This is a genomic window from Desulfoluna sp., assembly GCF_030145185.1.
Lineage (GTDB): Bacteria > Desulfobacterota > Desulfobacteria > Desulfobacterales > Desulfolunaceae > Desulfoluna.
This window is the reverse complement of record NZ_JAQYWB010000001.1, coordinates 124,285-140,224: the sequence shown is the minus strand read 5'-3', so window position 1 is coordinate 140,224 and position 15,940 is coordinate 124,285. Positions and strand designations below refer to the sequence as shown.

Below are 15,940 nucleotides of genomic sequence, written 5' to 3'. Positions count from 1 at the left end.
AGCCAATGATTATTCCAGCGTCGATGCGCTGTCCGTGGGGGTGGCCGGTTCCGGTGGAGGCGCCGGGGGAGCCATGCTGGCGGGGAATGTGATTGCCAACAAGGTGAAGACGCTTATTAACGGGTCCACCGTCGATGCCGATGGCGATATCATCCTCGATTCAAAATCGTCTCCGGTCATTCGGACCCTGGCGGTGGGTGTCGCAGCGGCAGGGGGTGGCTCTGCCCAGCTCTCTGTCATGGGCAACGTGGTCAGCAACATCGTTGCAGCAGAGATCAGCGGGGGCTCAACCGTCACGGCCGCGGGTGATATCTCCCTGAAGGCGTCGGATACCGCGCCGGACAGCAACCCAATCCAACTTCCAAAGGGCCTTTCAGATATCCCCAACGATCCCAATGACGGTATTCTGACCACTGACGAGATGCTGGAGTACATCGACATCGATATCAAGGCCAACATCCTGGCCCTGATGGTTAGCGTGGCCGGCAGCGGCGGGGGTTCCGGCAACGCCGTGGCCATGTCCAATGTCATTTCAAACAATGTCGGTGCCCGCATCAGTGGCTCAACAGTCAAGGCCGGCGTGGATGCGTCAGGACATGTGACGCTGGCAGATGGCGATCTCTCACTTAAAGCCATGTCTGATGCGCGCATCATGGCGATGATGGTGGGGGTGGCCGGCTCCGGTGCCGTGGCGGTGAACCTGAATGTTGCCTCGAATACCATTGCCAATAGAGTCGAGTCGACCCTTGGTGATCAACATCGCGGAGAGGGAAGAACCGTTGAAGCAGGTGGCAGCATTCGTCTGTCAGCAGAAGATGCCTCTATTGTGGATGCGCTTTCTGTAGGCGTCGCAGGCAGTGGAGCCGCTGCTGGTGGTGCCATGGTCGCCGCCAACACCATCGGCAATACGGTGAAAACACACATCGCCGGGGCCACGGTGAAGGCCGGTACCCATGTCGAGCTGGACACGGACTCAGCGGCCATGATTCGCAGTCTGGCCGTGGGCGTGGCGGCCTCGGGCGTCGGTGCTGGACAATTCTCCGGCATGGGCAATGTCATCACCAATACCGTGGATGCGGAGATTCATGATTCTGAGGTGACCGCAGGCGGTTATGTTGCACTCTCTGCCTCTGAAGATGCGCCTTCTACCTTAACCGGATTGCCCCTGCCCAAAGGGTTGATGGGTGAGGTGAATGCCATCCTCAGTGATGCCGAGCTTGACTTGAGTCTGAATGTTCTGGCGCTGATGGTCAGCGTTGGGGGCTCCGGTGGCGTGGCGGCCAATGCCGCTATGATGGGCAACGTGGTGAGCAACAGGGTCCGTTCGCGGATCATCGGTTCAACGGTGGTTGCCGGTTCGGGTGCCTACACCCCCTTCGGGGATTCGCTTGCGATCCCACAGACCGGGGTGCGGCTTGAAACACAGACAGATTCAAAGATACTTGCCCTGCTGGTTGGCGTGGCAGGCTCCGGCGGCGCGGCCGTTAATCTGAACATAGCCGGCAACGTCATTGGCAACACGGTCGAAGCGCTGATCTCAGACCATGATGATGAGGGGTATGTGGGAGCCTCCCTGGTGGATGCCGCAGGTGATGTGAGCCTGATCGCCACGGACAGCTCAACCATTGACGGCTTGTCTTTTGGCGTCGCCGCCTCCGGGGGTGCCGCAGCCGGTGCGGCCATGTCCGCCAATGTCATCACCCATTCCATCCACTCCAAAATTGAAGGCTCGACGGTGGAGACGGATGGCAGCCTGACCCTTGATGCCCGTTCCTCCTCCGTGATTCGGTCCCTTGGGGTGGGTGTTTCAGGGTCCGGTGGAGCTGCCTTTCAGTTCACGGCCATGGGCAATACGATTCACAACACCGTCGAGGCGATCATTGATGGTTCCCTGGTCGCTGCAGGGGGCGAGATCAGCCTGTCCGCTTCAGATGTTGCCCCGAGTGGAGCCCTTCCGGCATATATGGTGCCCAAACCATGGGCCAAGGCCTTGGAAGATGCCCTGGCTGAGTCCCCCATGAGCCCGAACGGGAACATCTTTGCCCTGATGGTGAGTGTGGCCGGTTCAGGGGGTGTGGCGGTCAACGCCGCGGTGATGGGCAATGCCATTGCCAATACAGTCCGGTCGCAGGTCATCGGGTCGACCGTCTTGGCCGGGGCGTTGCATGATGCGGATTATGATCAGGCAGATGGCCTGACCCGTGATGACTATGTTCTGGCACCCTCCGTTGGAAAGGTCTCACTGACCTCTTTATCCGCGGCCCGTATTGTCTCCATGACCATAGGGGTTGCCGCCTCCGGTGGCCCGGCCCTGGATGCCACCACCTTCGGTGCCGTCATCAGCAACCGGGTGGATGCCTCCATTTCCGGTCTCTCCACGGTTGAATCCGGTGGGGCCGTGGCTCTGTCTGCAAAAGACGACTCTGACATCAACTCCTTTGGCCTGAGTGTTGCCGCATCAGGCGCCGGTGCCGGCTCTTTTGTTGTGGCAGTCAATGCCATCACCAATCTGATCACAGCCCAGATTGCCGGATCCACGGTCACGGCAGGTACCCATGTATCCCTTGACGCCATCTCAGAGGCCAGGGTCCTCTCCTTTGCCGGAGGCGTGGCCGTAACCGGCGTCAGTGGTGCCTCGACATCGATGGTCTCCAACACGATAACCAATACGGTGAAGGCATCCATCGGTGATCGTTCGAGCATGAACCTGGTGGATAAGGAGGGGTCTCTCGTCCCCGAGGCCGTGGTGCATACCGCCGATCCTGCCACTGTGAATGCGGGGGGCTCCGTCAGCCTGACCGCCAAAGATACCTCAGTCATTGATTCCCTCGGCTTCGGTGTCTCTGCGTCCGCGACTGGCGGTTCTGCGGGCATGGCCCTTGCCGCCAATGTGATCAGCAATGATATTCACGCGCTCATCGCTGGTTCCAGTGTGAATGCGGGGATGAATGATTCAGGCAAGGTCATCCATAACACCTCGCATGTGAGCCTGGATGCAATCTCTGCATCCACCATCCGCATGCTGGCCCTGGGGGTCTCTGCTTCCGGTGATGTTGCGGCCCAGTTCACGGTTATCGGCAACCGTGTCAAAAATAAGGTCACCTCCGTTATCAAAGGGTCCACCGTCACAGCCGGGGGCGATGTCACCCTGTCGGCGTCCGATAAGGCGCCGGAGGTCATCGATCTGGATTGGCTTGTGGGCGATAAACAAAGCGATATCGATGATGCCACTAAGGATTCTCCGCTTACGGACTTGAGGTCAAATATCCTTGCCCTGAGCATTAATATCGCCGGCTCCGGTACCGCAGCCGCTGGGATCACGGTGATGGGCAACAAGATCGAGAACACCGTCCGGTCTCAGATCAGCGGGTCCACGGTTCAGGCAGGCGTGGAGCAGTCCGGAACCTATGATGCGACGGATGGAATTACTGCGTCTGATTATGTGATTCAACCCGATTCCGACGTTTCTCTCACAGCCCTGTCAGATGCTCGGATTATCTCCGTATCTGCCGGTATGGCCGCTTCCGGTCTGGGTGCCGTCAATGCGCTGGTTTCCGGTAACCAGATTAAAAACACCGTGGAGGCCCGCGTTGAAAACGGTGCCACGATCCATGCCGGTCATGCCGTGGCCTTGAACGCTAAAGATCAATCAGAGATTACCGCCCTGGGCCTCAGCTTTGCCGCATCCGGTGGGCTTGCCGGCGCGGTCCTTTATACTGAAAACGTCATCCATAACACCCTCAACGCTAAAATTATCGGGTCAACCGTCCTAAGCGGTGGGGACGTTTCCCTGAACGCTCTGTCACAGGGGAGTATCCTCTCTTTTGTTGGGGGCGTGGCGGTCTCTGGGGGCGCGTCCGGGGTCTTGTCCACGACCACCAACACCATTGGCAACACGATAACCGCGGCCATTGAAAGCGATCATTCCGTGGCGGCATGGGTTCATGCCGGGGTGCTGGATGCCGATGGCGTCGGTAACGTCTCCCTGAAGGCAACAGATCGCTCAAGGGTGGATTCGATAGCCATCGGGCTTTCTGCTTCCGCTGGCTATGCGGCCGGAGCGGCTGTCTCCAAAAACCTGATCGGCAACACGACCTTAACGGCCATTTCCGGAATGGTGATTCCCGGAGCGGCCGGCACCGCAGCGACTGTTATTGGCGCGACGGTCCTTGCAGATGGGGGAATCTCTCTTGAGTCCGTCTCCTCAGCCCGTATTCGAACCCTGGCCGCAGGTATCTCTGGAGGAGGGTATGCCGCAGGCCAGGCTTCGGTCACCCTCAACGACCTTAAGAACACCACCAGCGCCCTGGTCTCCAATGCAACGGTGACGGCTGACGGGCGCGTCCTTGTTTCGGCCATAGAGAAGGCTCCCGACAGCATCTCCGAGGACCTTCTGAATGCCTTCCTGCCGAGTGATGAGGCGGATCGTTTGCGTGATTCTCTCGCTGATTCATCCATTGATCTGGCGGTCAACATCCTCTCCTTTGCCGGAAGTATCGGGGGGGCCGGACTTGCTGCCGGCAGCGCCGCGGGTTCGGGAAGTAAAATCAAGAATAAGGTCCTGGCGTCCCTGGTCGACGCGGATGTGACCTCGCGTCACGACGCTGTATCGGTTCAGGCCACGTCAGACGCCCGGATCGCGTCCCTGGCCTTGGGAATCGGGGCGGCCGGTGGCGTGGCCGTGAGCGCCTCGGAAACCGACAGCCGGATAGACAACGAGATCAGCGCCTTCATTCAGGGGGTGTCTACGGTTTCTGCAGCCGGAACGGTGGATCTCGATGCGCAGGATAACAGTCGAATCAACGCTCTTGCCTTGAGTCTGTCAGGTGCCATTGGCGCGGCCCTCGGTGGGGCTGAGGTTCACAGCGATGTCAGCAATGACACCTCGGCTTATATCACCGGCACCGCATCGGATCAGGTTGCCGCCATTGTAAAAGCAAGCCAGCTCAAGATCACGGCGCACTCAACGGCTGACATCAGCGCCATGAGCCTTGGCGCCAGTTTCGGCCTGGTTGCGGCGGGTGCCACATTGGCCGACTCCTCCGTGGGTGGGTCCACCACCGCCTATGTCGGCCCGTTTGCTGAAATTGGCCTGGGGCTTGATTCTGTCACTGGCCTTGCCATCACGGCGACCTATGATGGAGAGGTTGAATCCTCGGTTAAAGCGGTCTCCGCCGGGGTCGGTGCCGGTTCGAGCAACTGGGCCAAGGCTCAGATTGATCCGACCGTTCAGGCGTATACCGGAGATTCAACGATTATTGTCGACGGTGATGTGACGATCGCAGCAGAGTCAACCGTGCGGGCAGTGGCTGATGCGGCCGGGGTCAATGCCGGTCTGGCAGCGGTGGGCGTCTCGCAAGCGCAGACCCTCCTCGGATCGGATGTGGGGGCATTTGTTGGTGGACACCTGACGGCAGACAATCTGACGGTTCGGGCCAGGCATGGCCAGGGGGTGGGGACAACTGCCGCCAAGGCCACCGCGACCGGTTCAGCCGGGGGGCTGGTGGGTGTGGATGGGACGAGCAGTACGGTCGTTAATACGGGACATGTGAGCAGCACGGTGGCTGATCAGGCGACCCTTGTGATTTCGGGAACCACGGTGATTCGCGGAGAAAGTGAGATCACCCAGAGCGCTGAGGCGAAAAGCACGGCAGCCGGCTTGGTGGCCGCCGGATTGGCCGGGACCTTCGCGTCATCTGAAACAACCCTTGCGGCGGGTCTGGGGCGTGGCGTGTCGTTCAGCGGTGGTGAGTTGAAGATTGAAGCGAGCGGTGTGGATACGAATCTTGCGTCCACCATCGCAGGCAGCGGCGGGGTGGTCGCCGGCAGTGCCGCCGTGGCAGGTACGACCAGCAACAGCACCACCACGGCGTTTATAAACGACGGGGTGGAAAACCGTCGTATCCAGGTGGATTCACTCCATATGGATACGGACCATACCGCAAAATTCGATGCGGTGGTCAACGGCACCAACGCCTCCTTGGTGGGTGCCAGTGGGGCCGTGATTGCAAACAAGGTTGACAGCAAGGTCCTGACCGCCATGGGCAAAAACGTCGATGTTACGGCAAAGAAGATCGATTTAACGGCAAACAATCGCATTGTCAAAGACGGGATAGCCGGGGAATACAATATCGTGTCCGGCTCCGGCGGCGCCTTGAACCTTCCGGCGGCCGCCAGCGTGACGGATATCGCCAACACCAGTCTTATCTCCGTGGCTGACGGGTCCACCCTGTCGGTGATTGGAGACACCTTGGCGCCGGGGCATCTGCGTATGACGGCAGTCAACGATGTGTTCGCCAAAGATAAGGTCAAGCTGGACTCCGGGGGTGCCATTGCCGCTGCCCTGGCCAAATCCACCGTGACCAATAAGACCAACGAGGCGGCGGTAACGGTGGGGAATGCCCGGTTGGAGAGTGTGGGCGATATTGCCTTAAGCACCCGGACGAAAACAGACATTCAGGCGGTGGCCAACAGCAAGGTTTACGGCCTGGCCGGGTTTGCCCAAGGGGACTCGCTGGCTATCGTGAATGCTGTGAATCGGGTTGATATTGGTTCGGGCGCCGTCATTGAGGCCCAAGGCGATGTAATCCTCGAGGCCGGGGAAGACACGGCAGGCACCGGCACGGACATTAAGGTGAAGGCGCGAACGGACCTGTGGAACAAAACAGCCTTTGCCATCTCCTCCGATCCTTCCGCCCGGGCCGATGCCTCCCTGAATAGCAGTGTGAACATTGCCGAAGGCGCTTACGTGGGCAGTGCCCAGGATGTGGTGTTGAACGCCTGCGCCGGTGATATAACGGCGCAGGGCAATTGGGCCTACCAGGATATGTACGCAGGGCTTGCCGAGGATCTCATCAACGGGGTGGGCAATCTCTTCGGCGCGGGGGATGTGGTCTCTCTTAAAATCACGGGGGGTACGTCCAATGAAGTCCTGGAGACGCTTGTTACGGTGAACGGGACCGCAGAGGCTGGGTCCAACAACAAGCAATTTTTGATCATCGGCAAAGACCTGGAATCCACCTCGGATGTGACCATGGTCGGTAATCCGGATTTGTCCTTTGTTCATGTCGAGAGCCGCGATACCGTCACCCGTCCTTCTGGAAGTTGGCTTGATGAGGGTTTTGCCACGGGGCAATTGATTACGGTGACGGACGCCGATGGAAATGACGGCCGCTATCTGATTGATGAAATCTCCGCCGACGGCCAGACCCTCTATCTGGATTCCGGGTATCATCTCACCGACAGCGCCACAAACGATGATGCCACCTTCAGTTATGAGGTGAGCCTTAAAGGGCTGACCCCGCTCACGCTGGAGGATAATCTGGTGACGCGCGAGATCGGGAGTTGGGCCAATGACGGCTTTGCCATCGGTCAGATGATCGCCGTGAAAGGCTCGAAAGAAAATGATGGATTCTACGAAATAGCGGGTATTTCAGACGATGGCCTGGTCCTCACCCTGAAATCAGGCGGGCTCACGGAAGAGTCGATTCACAGCAGTGAACTGTCTATTACGAGGATGAACTCGTCGGTGATAACGCTGGATGAGCTGAGCGTGACATTCACCGCGGTTGAAGGCGGCCCCGATACCATTGATCGCTCCATGGGCAGCTGGACGGAGGATGGCTTTGCCGAGGGCCAGACCCTGACCGTGGTGGGCTCTGACACCAACAAGGGGCGTTTTGTCATTGAATCGATCTCAGGTGATGGCCAGACTCTTTTTCTGGTTGATGGCAGCGTGACCACCGAGGACGCCTGCACCACGGCCACAGTCATGGCTTCCAGTGCCACGATGAGTGTCCTGACCCTGGATTTTGTCCAGGTGGACGATGCGGACGATACCCTCACCCGCACCATGGGGAGTTGGGTGAAGGACAAGTTTAAAATCGGCGATACGATCACTGTGGAAGGGTCCGATTCGAATAATGACACTTTAACCATTGCATCCATTTCATCAGACGGCTTGACTCTCTATTTTGATGGCGACGTGTTGACCACCGAGATGGAAACCCTCAACGCCACCATAACGAATGCCGACGGGGATCAGTTGGCGGCCTTTTCCCTGGCGTTTGCCCCGGTGACCGGTGCGGCCGATACGATGACCCGGAATATGGGAAGCTGGGGAGATGATGGGTTCAAGGCAGGCGATACCATCACGGTGGCCGGTTCCGACCACAACGATAATACCTATATCATTGAGTCCATCACCGATGAAGGTCGCGTGCTTCACCTGGCCGATGGAAGCCTGGTCGACGAAGCGGGCAGCACCTCGGCCCGTCTGTCGGCGCCGGGCGCGGCCCTGACCTCACTCTCCTTTGAATGTGATCACCACATCATCGGTGCCGATACGATCACCCGGAATATGGGGAACTGGAGTGATGATGGGTTCGAGGTCGGTCAGTGCATTCAGTTGTCCGCCGGGACGAGCTTGAACCAGGGGCTCTATACCATCGCCGGGATTTCGGACAATGGCCGCGTCTTGACCTTGTCGGCGGATGACAGCCTGGTGGACGAATCCGATGTGACGGGTCTGGATGCTCGGGGCAGGGAATCCTGGGAGGTGACGGCCAACGTCACCGTCTCCTTTGAACACCTTGACAGCCGAGATTACATTGAGCGATCCGCGGGGAATTTCCACACCGACGGGTTCGTGGTTGGCCAGGTGATGGAGGTTACAGGGGCCTCTGAAAACGAGGGCCGTTATGAGATCGCCGAGATTTCAGCCGACGGGAGCATGATTTATCTGGATCCGGTGATTTCCCTGACGGCAGAAACCGACAGGTCCGGCCTTCAGCTCGGCGTCAAGGCCCCGCAAACCGTGTCGGTTCAGGATTCTGTGATGACAGGCTCCCCGGCTTTGACCTTTGCCCACCACGCCAACGCGTCCGATACCATCACGCGTGAGAGCGGGAGCTGGGTGGCTGATGGGTTCCGGGATGGCCAGACCATTACGGTGAGAGGAGCGGATGGCAATGACGGTACATACCGGGTCGCCTCCCTTTCAGCGGACGGTCGGGTGCTGATCCTGCACGCCGCGGAGTCGGTTCAGGACCGCGCGAGTCTGACTGGGGTGACCCTGACAGGCTCCGGGATCAGTGACGGGATCGGGCAGATCACCTACTCCGTGGAAGACCTCGCTTTAAGCCTCACCCGGGAAGTGACTCGGTTACAGGGCCTGAAGGTGGAACACCATGGCAACACGGCAGCTGTTCAGGGGTATGAAAACCAGATCCAGCAGATTCTCCGGCAGCTTGAAGATCTGAAGCTGGCGTATGTGGATGCGCAAGGGATCCTTGTCCCCATTGAGGGGCACAAGGTGACCTACATTGATGTGCCGGATATTAAGGCCGGTTCGGGGAACATCCGGGTCACCGGGGCCACCCTGGCCGGGACGGGGCGTTTGCTCAGCGCCGGGGATGCCCGGATCGATCTGATCAACCACAGTTCGTATTACCTTCGGACCGGGGACCTGGCCATCTCCGGGGCACGGGGGGGGCAGGTCCTCCACAATGGCGTCCAGGTGCACGATAACGACGAGATCGCGCAGCGTAATTCAGGATTGGGGACGGCAGGTTTCAGCACGGTGATCACCTCGGAGTCCAGCGCCGACCCGACCATTTACGTGGAGAATACCTTTAATCCCACTGAAAGTGGTATGGACGTGACGGCCCCTGATATTATCGTGGGCGGTGAGGTGCAAAATATCCTCGGGACGGTCAGCCTGCATAACGATAAGGGCAGCGTGCTGGTGAAAGACTCCATCACGGCGAAAACCATCGATATTGATGCGGGCCGGGATTTTGTCCTGACCAGTGATCATTTTCAGCACATCGGCGGGTTCCCCCATGGGATCCCCTCTGTTGCCTCAGCCGACATCAACCCGGCGTCTGCCGTTGGCAGCCGGTTGGTTGCCATCGCAGGGAACTGGGCATACCATGAGGTCTCCATGGGGGCTTTCTCCTTCACCTTTAAAGTCCCGGCGCTTGTGGAGCGGACCGACACGATCTCCCTGACTGTGGATCATGGCTACCATTCAGGGGATTCCGTGGTCTATCAAAGTAACGGGGGCAACGCCATCGGGGGCTTGGAGGATGGGAAAACCTATTATGTGATTACCGTTGATGCACGGTCGTTCCGGCTGGCCGCCAGCCGGGAGGATGCCCTGGCTGTTTCCGGGGGCATCGGCCATGACCCCGGGGGACTCTATCCATCTGAGGTACTGAAGAAGATCATCTCCCTGGATTCCAGCTTAGCCAGTGGGGCGATCCATACCTTCAAGACCGGGTCGATCCTTGCTGGTAACAATGTCTTTATCAGTGCTCGCTTCCTGAATATCAACGGCACCATTCAAAGCGGCAAGCCGGTACGCTCCGTGACCCTGAATAAGAGCCTGAACCAAACCATTGCCGATGCCATAGCGGCCCATAAAGAAGGGGACCCGGACACCCTCACCCTTTCCAGCAACGCGGGGGAAGGGATCCGGACCTGGTACAATTTCAAGACGAAGCGCATTGAGGTGGATGCGGTGGTGGTGGAAGGCGGGTATATGCGCCTGGCAGGCCACATCATGAGCACGGGCAATGGGGTGCTCAAGGTGATGGATGGGTTTGGGGAGATTACCATCAAGAACAACACCGACTTTGATCTTGAGATCAACCGGCTGGACACCGGCGGGGAGGGCGTGCACGGCAAAATTGACATCTTCGATACGGCCAACCGAAATCCCAATATTGATGAAGGCGTCAGCACCACCATCACCCGTGAGTCCCTGGGCGGAGCACGCCTCGGTGCGTATCAGCCTGAGCTTGGGCAGCGGTATGTCTATGTGACGGGGACCGACAGCTCCGTGACCACCACCAAGGAGTGGATCAGCGAAGACTTCTGGGGAATAGACTGGCTGGTGGCTGATCCGGGTCAGCAAGCGGATAAGGAGTCTTCCGTGACAGGCGTCGCCACGCCCATGGCCGGTGGGGATTATGTGGCCTGGGAGGGGGACGGGACGTCATCGTCAGGAAGCGCAGACGTCATCACCAATTTCAAAACCGACCCTGGAAAAAAGACCCTGATCTCAACGCGAAAATGGGACACCCACCATGGGTGGTCGATTTTTTCCACCACCAAGCACCATGTCGAGAAGGTCTACCAGTCGACGGACAAGGTCTTTCATAATGTCAGCGTCAAGGCCGATTATCCCATCGTCATTGAATTTGTGGGGCGGGACTCCGGGACCATCGACGTGTCGACCTCGGGAGATCTGTTGGTCGACGGCTCCATTGTCAACACGAAGGGGGAGACAAGCCTTACGGCCAGTGGGGCCATTGTGCAGACCGATGCCTCGGCCATTTTGCAAGGGGACACCGTGACCCTTGCCGCACAAAATGGGATCGGCGGCGAGGATGGAACCGCTCTGCTCCTGGATCTGTCCGAGGCGGGCCATCTCGTGGCCCGGGGGGGCGTTGGTGATGTCATCATCACGGAGCTTGCAGGCGACCTGGTGCTGGGAGAGGCAAGCACCGCCGGGAAGCTTTCCCTTAAGGCGGACGGTGCCATTCGAAATCTGGATGCAGGCGGGGTGGTGACGGCAAAGCGCATAGAGCTCCAGGCCGGGACAACCATCGGTACTGCGGCGGAGGCCTTTGGCCTTGCGTGCGGAGCCGACGGGTTGAAGGCCACGGCGTACGGAGATATCCATATCAGCCAGAGACATGGGGATCTTTCCCTTGAGTCCTTGACCTCGGTCAGTGGGGATGTCTCTCTGGACGTCGCCGAGGGCGATCTTCTTGACGGCAACGCCAATGATACCCGGGATGAGCGGGCCATCACCGAACTGCGGGGCCTGTGGAGTGATATGATGCTCACCGGCACGGCTGCCGATGGGGCCAGAAATGAGATGGTTCATGCCTATGAAGGCATGAGGAACCGGGAGTATCAGAGTTACTGGAGTTTCCGTAACGGTCAGGCAGACCCCGGCCACTACGACGCGGGCTTTCAGGTGTCCCTGTCTGAGGGCGAGCGGTCTTATTACCACGATGATTACCAGCAGCAGGGGATGAGTGAAGCTGAGATTGACAAGGCCATCATCGCCCTGGAGCTGAAGAGAACCGATGAATATCACAGCCTGCATCTCGTCTGGGGCGGTTATGGGGACAGTTATGACCGCGACTTCGAGTTCCTCCTGGATGTGAACGGTGAGGTGTATGCCGAGCTGACGGCGGGGTATGCCTGGACCGACGCTGAGCTCACCACCGCCTTTAACCCAGGGGTCCTGCGGGATAAAAGTGATACAGAGACGCGCCTGGAAGAGGCCAATATCACCGGGGTCAATGTGAGCGTGACGACCCTTCATGGCGGCGTGGGTGCCATCACGGATCGACTGGATATCGATCTGAGCAAAGGGTATCACAACCTGACGCCGGAGGAGCAGGTGGCCCTGGCCGCGGCTGAACGGGATGACATGACAGGTTTGGACAGTGCCGGACATATCGTCGACATGTATGATCCGGAGCAGACCGTCGCCACCCTGCGGGTGACCCTGCATGATGATATTGATATCAGCGCCAGCGGTGCTATCAGCATTACGGCCCGGGATCACCTCTACCTGGGTGCGGAGCAGGATATCAATATCGACAGGGTCGAGGCCGGTGGCGATCTTCGCATCAAGGGGTCGGATAATATTTTCAGCTCTGACGATGACGGGCAACTTAATGTCAGCGGCAACGGGACCCTGATCATTGAGGCCGCCCACGGGGCCATCGGCTCTGCCGACAACGCCCTGCAGATTCAAGCAGGACCGGCGGCCGTTTTTACCGCCCGTGCCCATGGGGATATCTTCCTTCGGGCTGTGGGGAATCTGGCCCTCGATACCCTCTACTCCGGTCAGGGGCGGGTAGCCCTTGAAGTGACGGGGAACCTGACGGACGCCATCCACCGAGACGAGTGGAATATAAAAGCCAATTCTTTAGACCTGACGGTTGGGGGCTCTGTGGGGGTCGCTGGGAATTTGCTGGATGTGGACCTTGTGGAGGGCGGCCTGATTCATGTCACCGCCGGAGGGGATATTTTCTTTGCCGAGACCTTAGGGAACATGAATATCTCCCAGGTCATGTCCACGGCTGGCGACGTAACGCTTCGGGCCGAGGGGTCCATTTTAGACGCAGCCGATGATGGGACAGGGCTTGCCAGTCGGCCTGTGGTGGACATCACCGGAAATTCCATCACGCTGATTTCAGAGCACGGGTCCCTTGGCGCTGCCTTGAACGATCTTGACATCAACACCTCTTCTTCCGCTCCAGGGGTGTTGACCGCTCAAAGCGCCGGTAACGCTCACCTGATCGAGACCACGGGAGATCTAAGGATAGATCAGGTGGCCACGGGGATTGGGAATACGGCCTTTATTGCGAGCTCTGCCCGTATTTTAAATGGTCGGTCTGATGAAGAGGATAATGTTATTTCAGGCGCCACCCGGCTTTATGCTCGGACGGATATCGGCGAAGAGGACCACCCCCTGCGGACGGCCATTGGTTTTCTGGAAGGAAACTCCGTGGCCGGAGGGGTATGGATACATAACACCGGTCATCTGACCGTGGGTGGCCTGGGCGGGGATGAGGGGATTAAGGCGGCCGGGGCTATTTTTCTGAAGGCAGAGAGTCCGGTGACCGTTGCGAAATCCATTGAGGCAGCGGCGATTACCATTTTATCCACGGATGATGCGACGGATGGTACGCCTGCTGAGGTGGATGATCTCATCGTCAAAGCCGGGGTCACTCTCCATGCGACGGCAGGGGATCTTGTCTTGCAGGCTGGCGATGATTTAATCTTAGAAGAAGGCTCCACCCTCAAGGCGGCCGGCGCGGTGCAGCTCTTCGGAGATTTTGGCAACGCCGATGACGGCATCGGCAGCATCATGGACCTTCAGGGCATCATCGAGGGCGACTCTTTAACCGTGACCGGTGGGGCTGATAATGACACGGTTGTGCTTCCCCGTCTTACCGGGGGCATGCCAACCACCGTGTGGCTGGGGGCTGGTGACGACTCTTTGTCAGTGGGAAGCCAGGTCACCCTGATCTCTAACAGCGGCGGTGTCATGGATGGCTTTGCCAGCCTGCTGACCGTCCATGGCGGCGAAGGAATCGACACCCTCAGTGTTGACAACTCGGGTAACACCGATGACAACACAGGGACCCTGACCGACTGCCGTCTCACCGGCCTGGGGATGTCTGAAGGCATCCGGTATGATTTTATCGAGGAGATGGACATCTCTCTGGGCAGCGGCAGCGATGCCTTTAATATCCAGAGCATATCGGCAGGCTCTGTCAGCCGGATTTTGGGGGGGGGCGGGGATGATGCCTTTGTTGTCTCCTCAGACGCACCGGACATCGAAGGCACCCTCGACGGCATTCGCGGTGATCTGCACATCGACGCCGGTGATGGGAATAACAGCCTCACCCTTAGTGACAGGGGGAACCGCTCCGGTCGCTCCGGTCTGGTGATCAGCCAATCCGGTATCTCCGGCACAGGAGATGCCAGCGGTCGCGGCGCCGTCAGTTATGAAACCAGCGGGACCTTTGGAGGTGGGGTGAATCTCTGGCTCGGCAGCGGGGCAGATGATGTGACGGTTGACGGGGCCATGGCGGGTGCCGTCACCACGCTGCGCACGGGCGACGGCGACGATCGGGTCCGGTTTATAGACGAGAGCCCCGGTGCCGATGGGCTGGTGGTGTGTCTGGGCGAAGGGGGCGCGGACACGATGGATGCCTCGGGTTGGCACTCTGACCTCGTGCTTTTGGGGGATGACGGTCTGGTCTCCTATGACGGAGCGAAGCGTCCTGATACGCTGAGCTCTGTGCAAACCTTCCAGAGCCCGGGGGACTCCGCAGACAGGCTCCAGGGGGGCACTGGTAACGATCTCCTGTTCGGCGGCCAGGGCGCGGATCAATTGAGTGGCGGTACCGGCAATGACATTTTGATGGGCGATGGCGGCAGGGTCACGTTCAGGGAAGGGCAATCCCGCTCCATTGAAACCATCGACCCTTTTACGGGTGGCAACGATGTCCTCTCCGGAGGCGCTGGCAACGATATCATGATGGGCGGAGCGGGCGGTGATACCTTTCACGGCACTCTGTCAGAAGACATCATCATAGGCGAATACGCCCGCATTACGATGGATCCAGACGGGACGGTTCAGTCGATGGTGCGCCTGGCCCAGGGTGATCACGATCTTTTGGCGAGTACCCAGTTTAACCTCTATCAACATGAAAAGAGAGAGCGCCAGCAAACAGAATTTTTGCCTTCCTCCCGCTTGCGGGAAGAGCTGCCACCGCAGTCTCACGCTTCCGCTGTGGTGCCTGTCCGCCTGTCTGCGACTCATTCAGAGCGCAGGACCCATGTCGGACCCACGGCCCCTCAAGAGGCCGTTTCTTTAAGTCCAGACGCGGTGAAAAACGATGTCAACGAGTCTTCCAGGATGACCTTTCAAGAGGCCTTTTCAGCGGCCCGGGCCGAAGGCCTGAAGGCGGGAGATCAGTTCGTCTGGAATGGCCGCGCCTATGATGCAGGCCTGGCGGTCGAAACGGCCGAAACGGTTCTGGAACCCGGATCCTTTGCCGAGGCGTTTGCTCGCGCCCGAGAAAACTGTGACGGCGAGCAGTGCACCTTCATCTGGAAGGGAAAGGAGTATCGCACGATCCTTGAGGTGGAACCCGAACATCTTGAAGGGGATATGGATACGCAGAAATCAGGTGAGGGCGATCTGAAGGAGCCGGAGATCAATCTGGAGGATCTTGATGCCATGCGCCTGGACGAAAAAGCCGGGATCATCGCTGCCGGCAGCATGGGATGGGGGTTTCTCTCCTCCGTTGCCACACGAAAAGATCGGGTCGTGCAGGATGAGGCGCTCCAGTCGCTGGATCGCAAGATGAAGTCGCGTCGCTACAATAAATGGTAG

General features: G+C 58.9%; 1 protein-coding gene (cut by a window edge). It reads left to right on the top strand.

Annotation, left to right across the window (positions count from 1 at the left end; genetic code table 11):
• Nucleotides 1-15,940: the 3' end of a hypothetical protein gene (locus Q1Q75_RS00470; RefSeq protein ID WP_300666920.1), read on the top strand. 20,303 nt of this gene lie to the left of the window's left edge; only the last 15,940 of its 36,243 coding nucleotides appear in the window; its start codon lies beyond the left edge, outside the window; its stop codon occupies nt 15,938-15,940.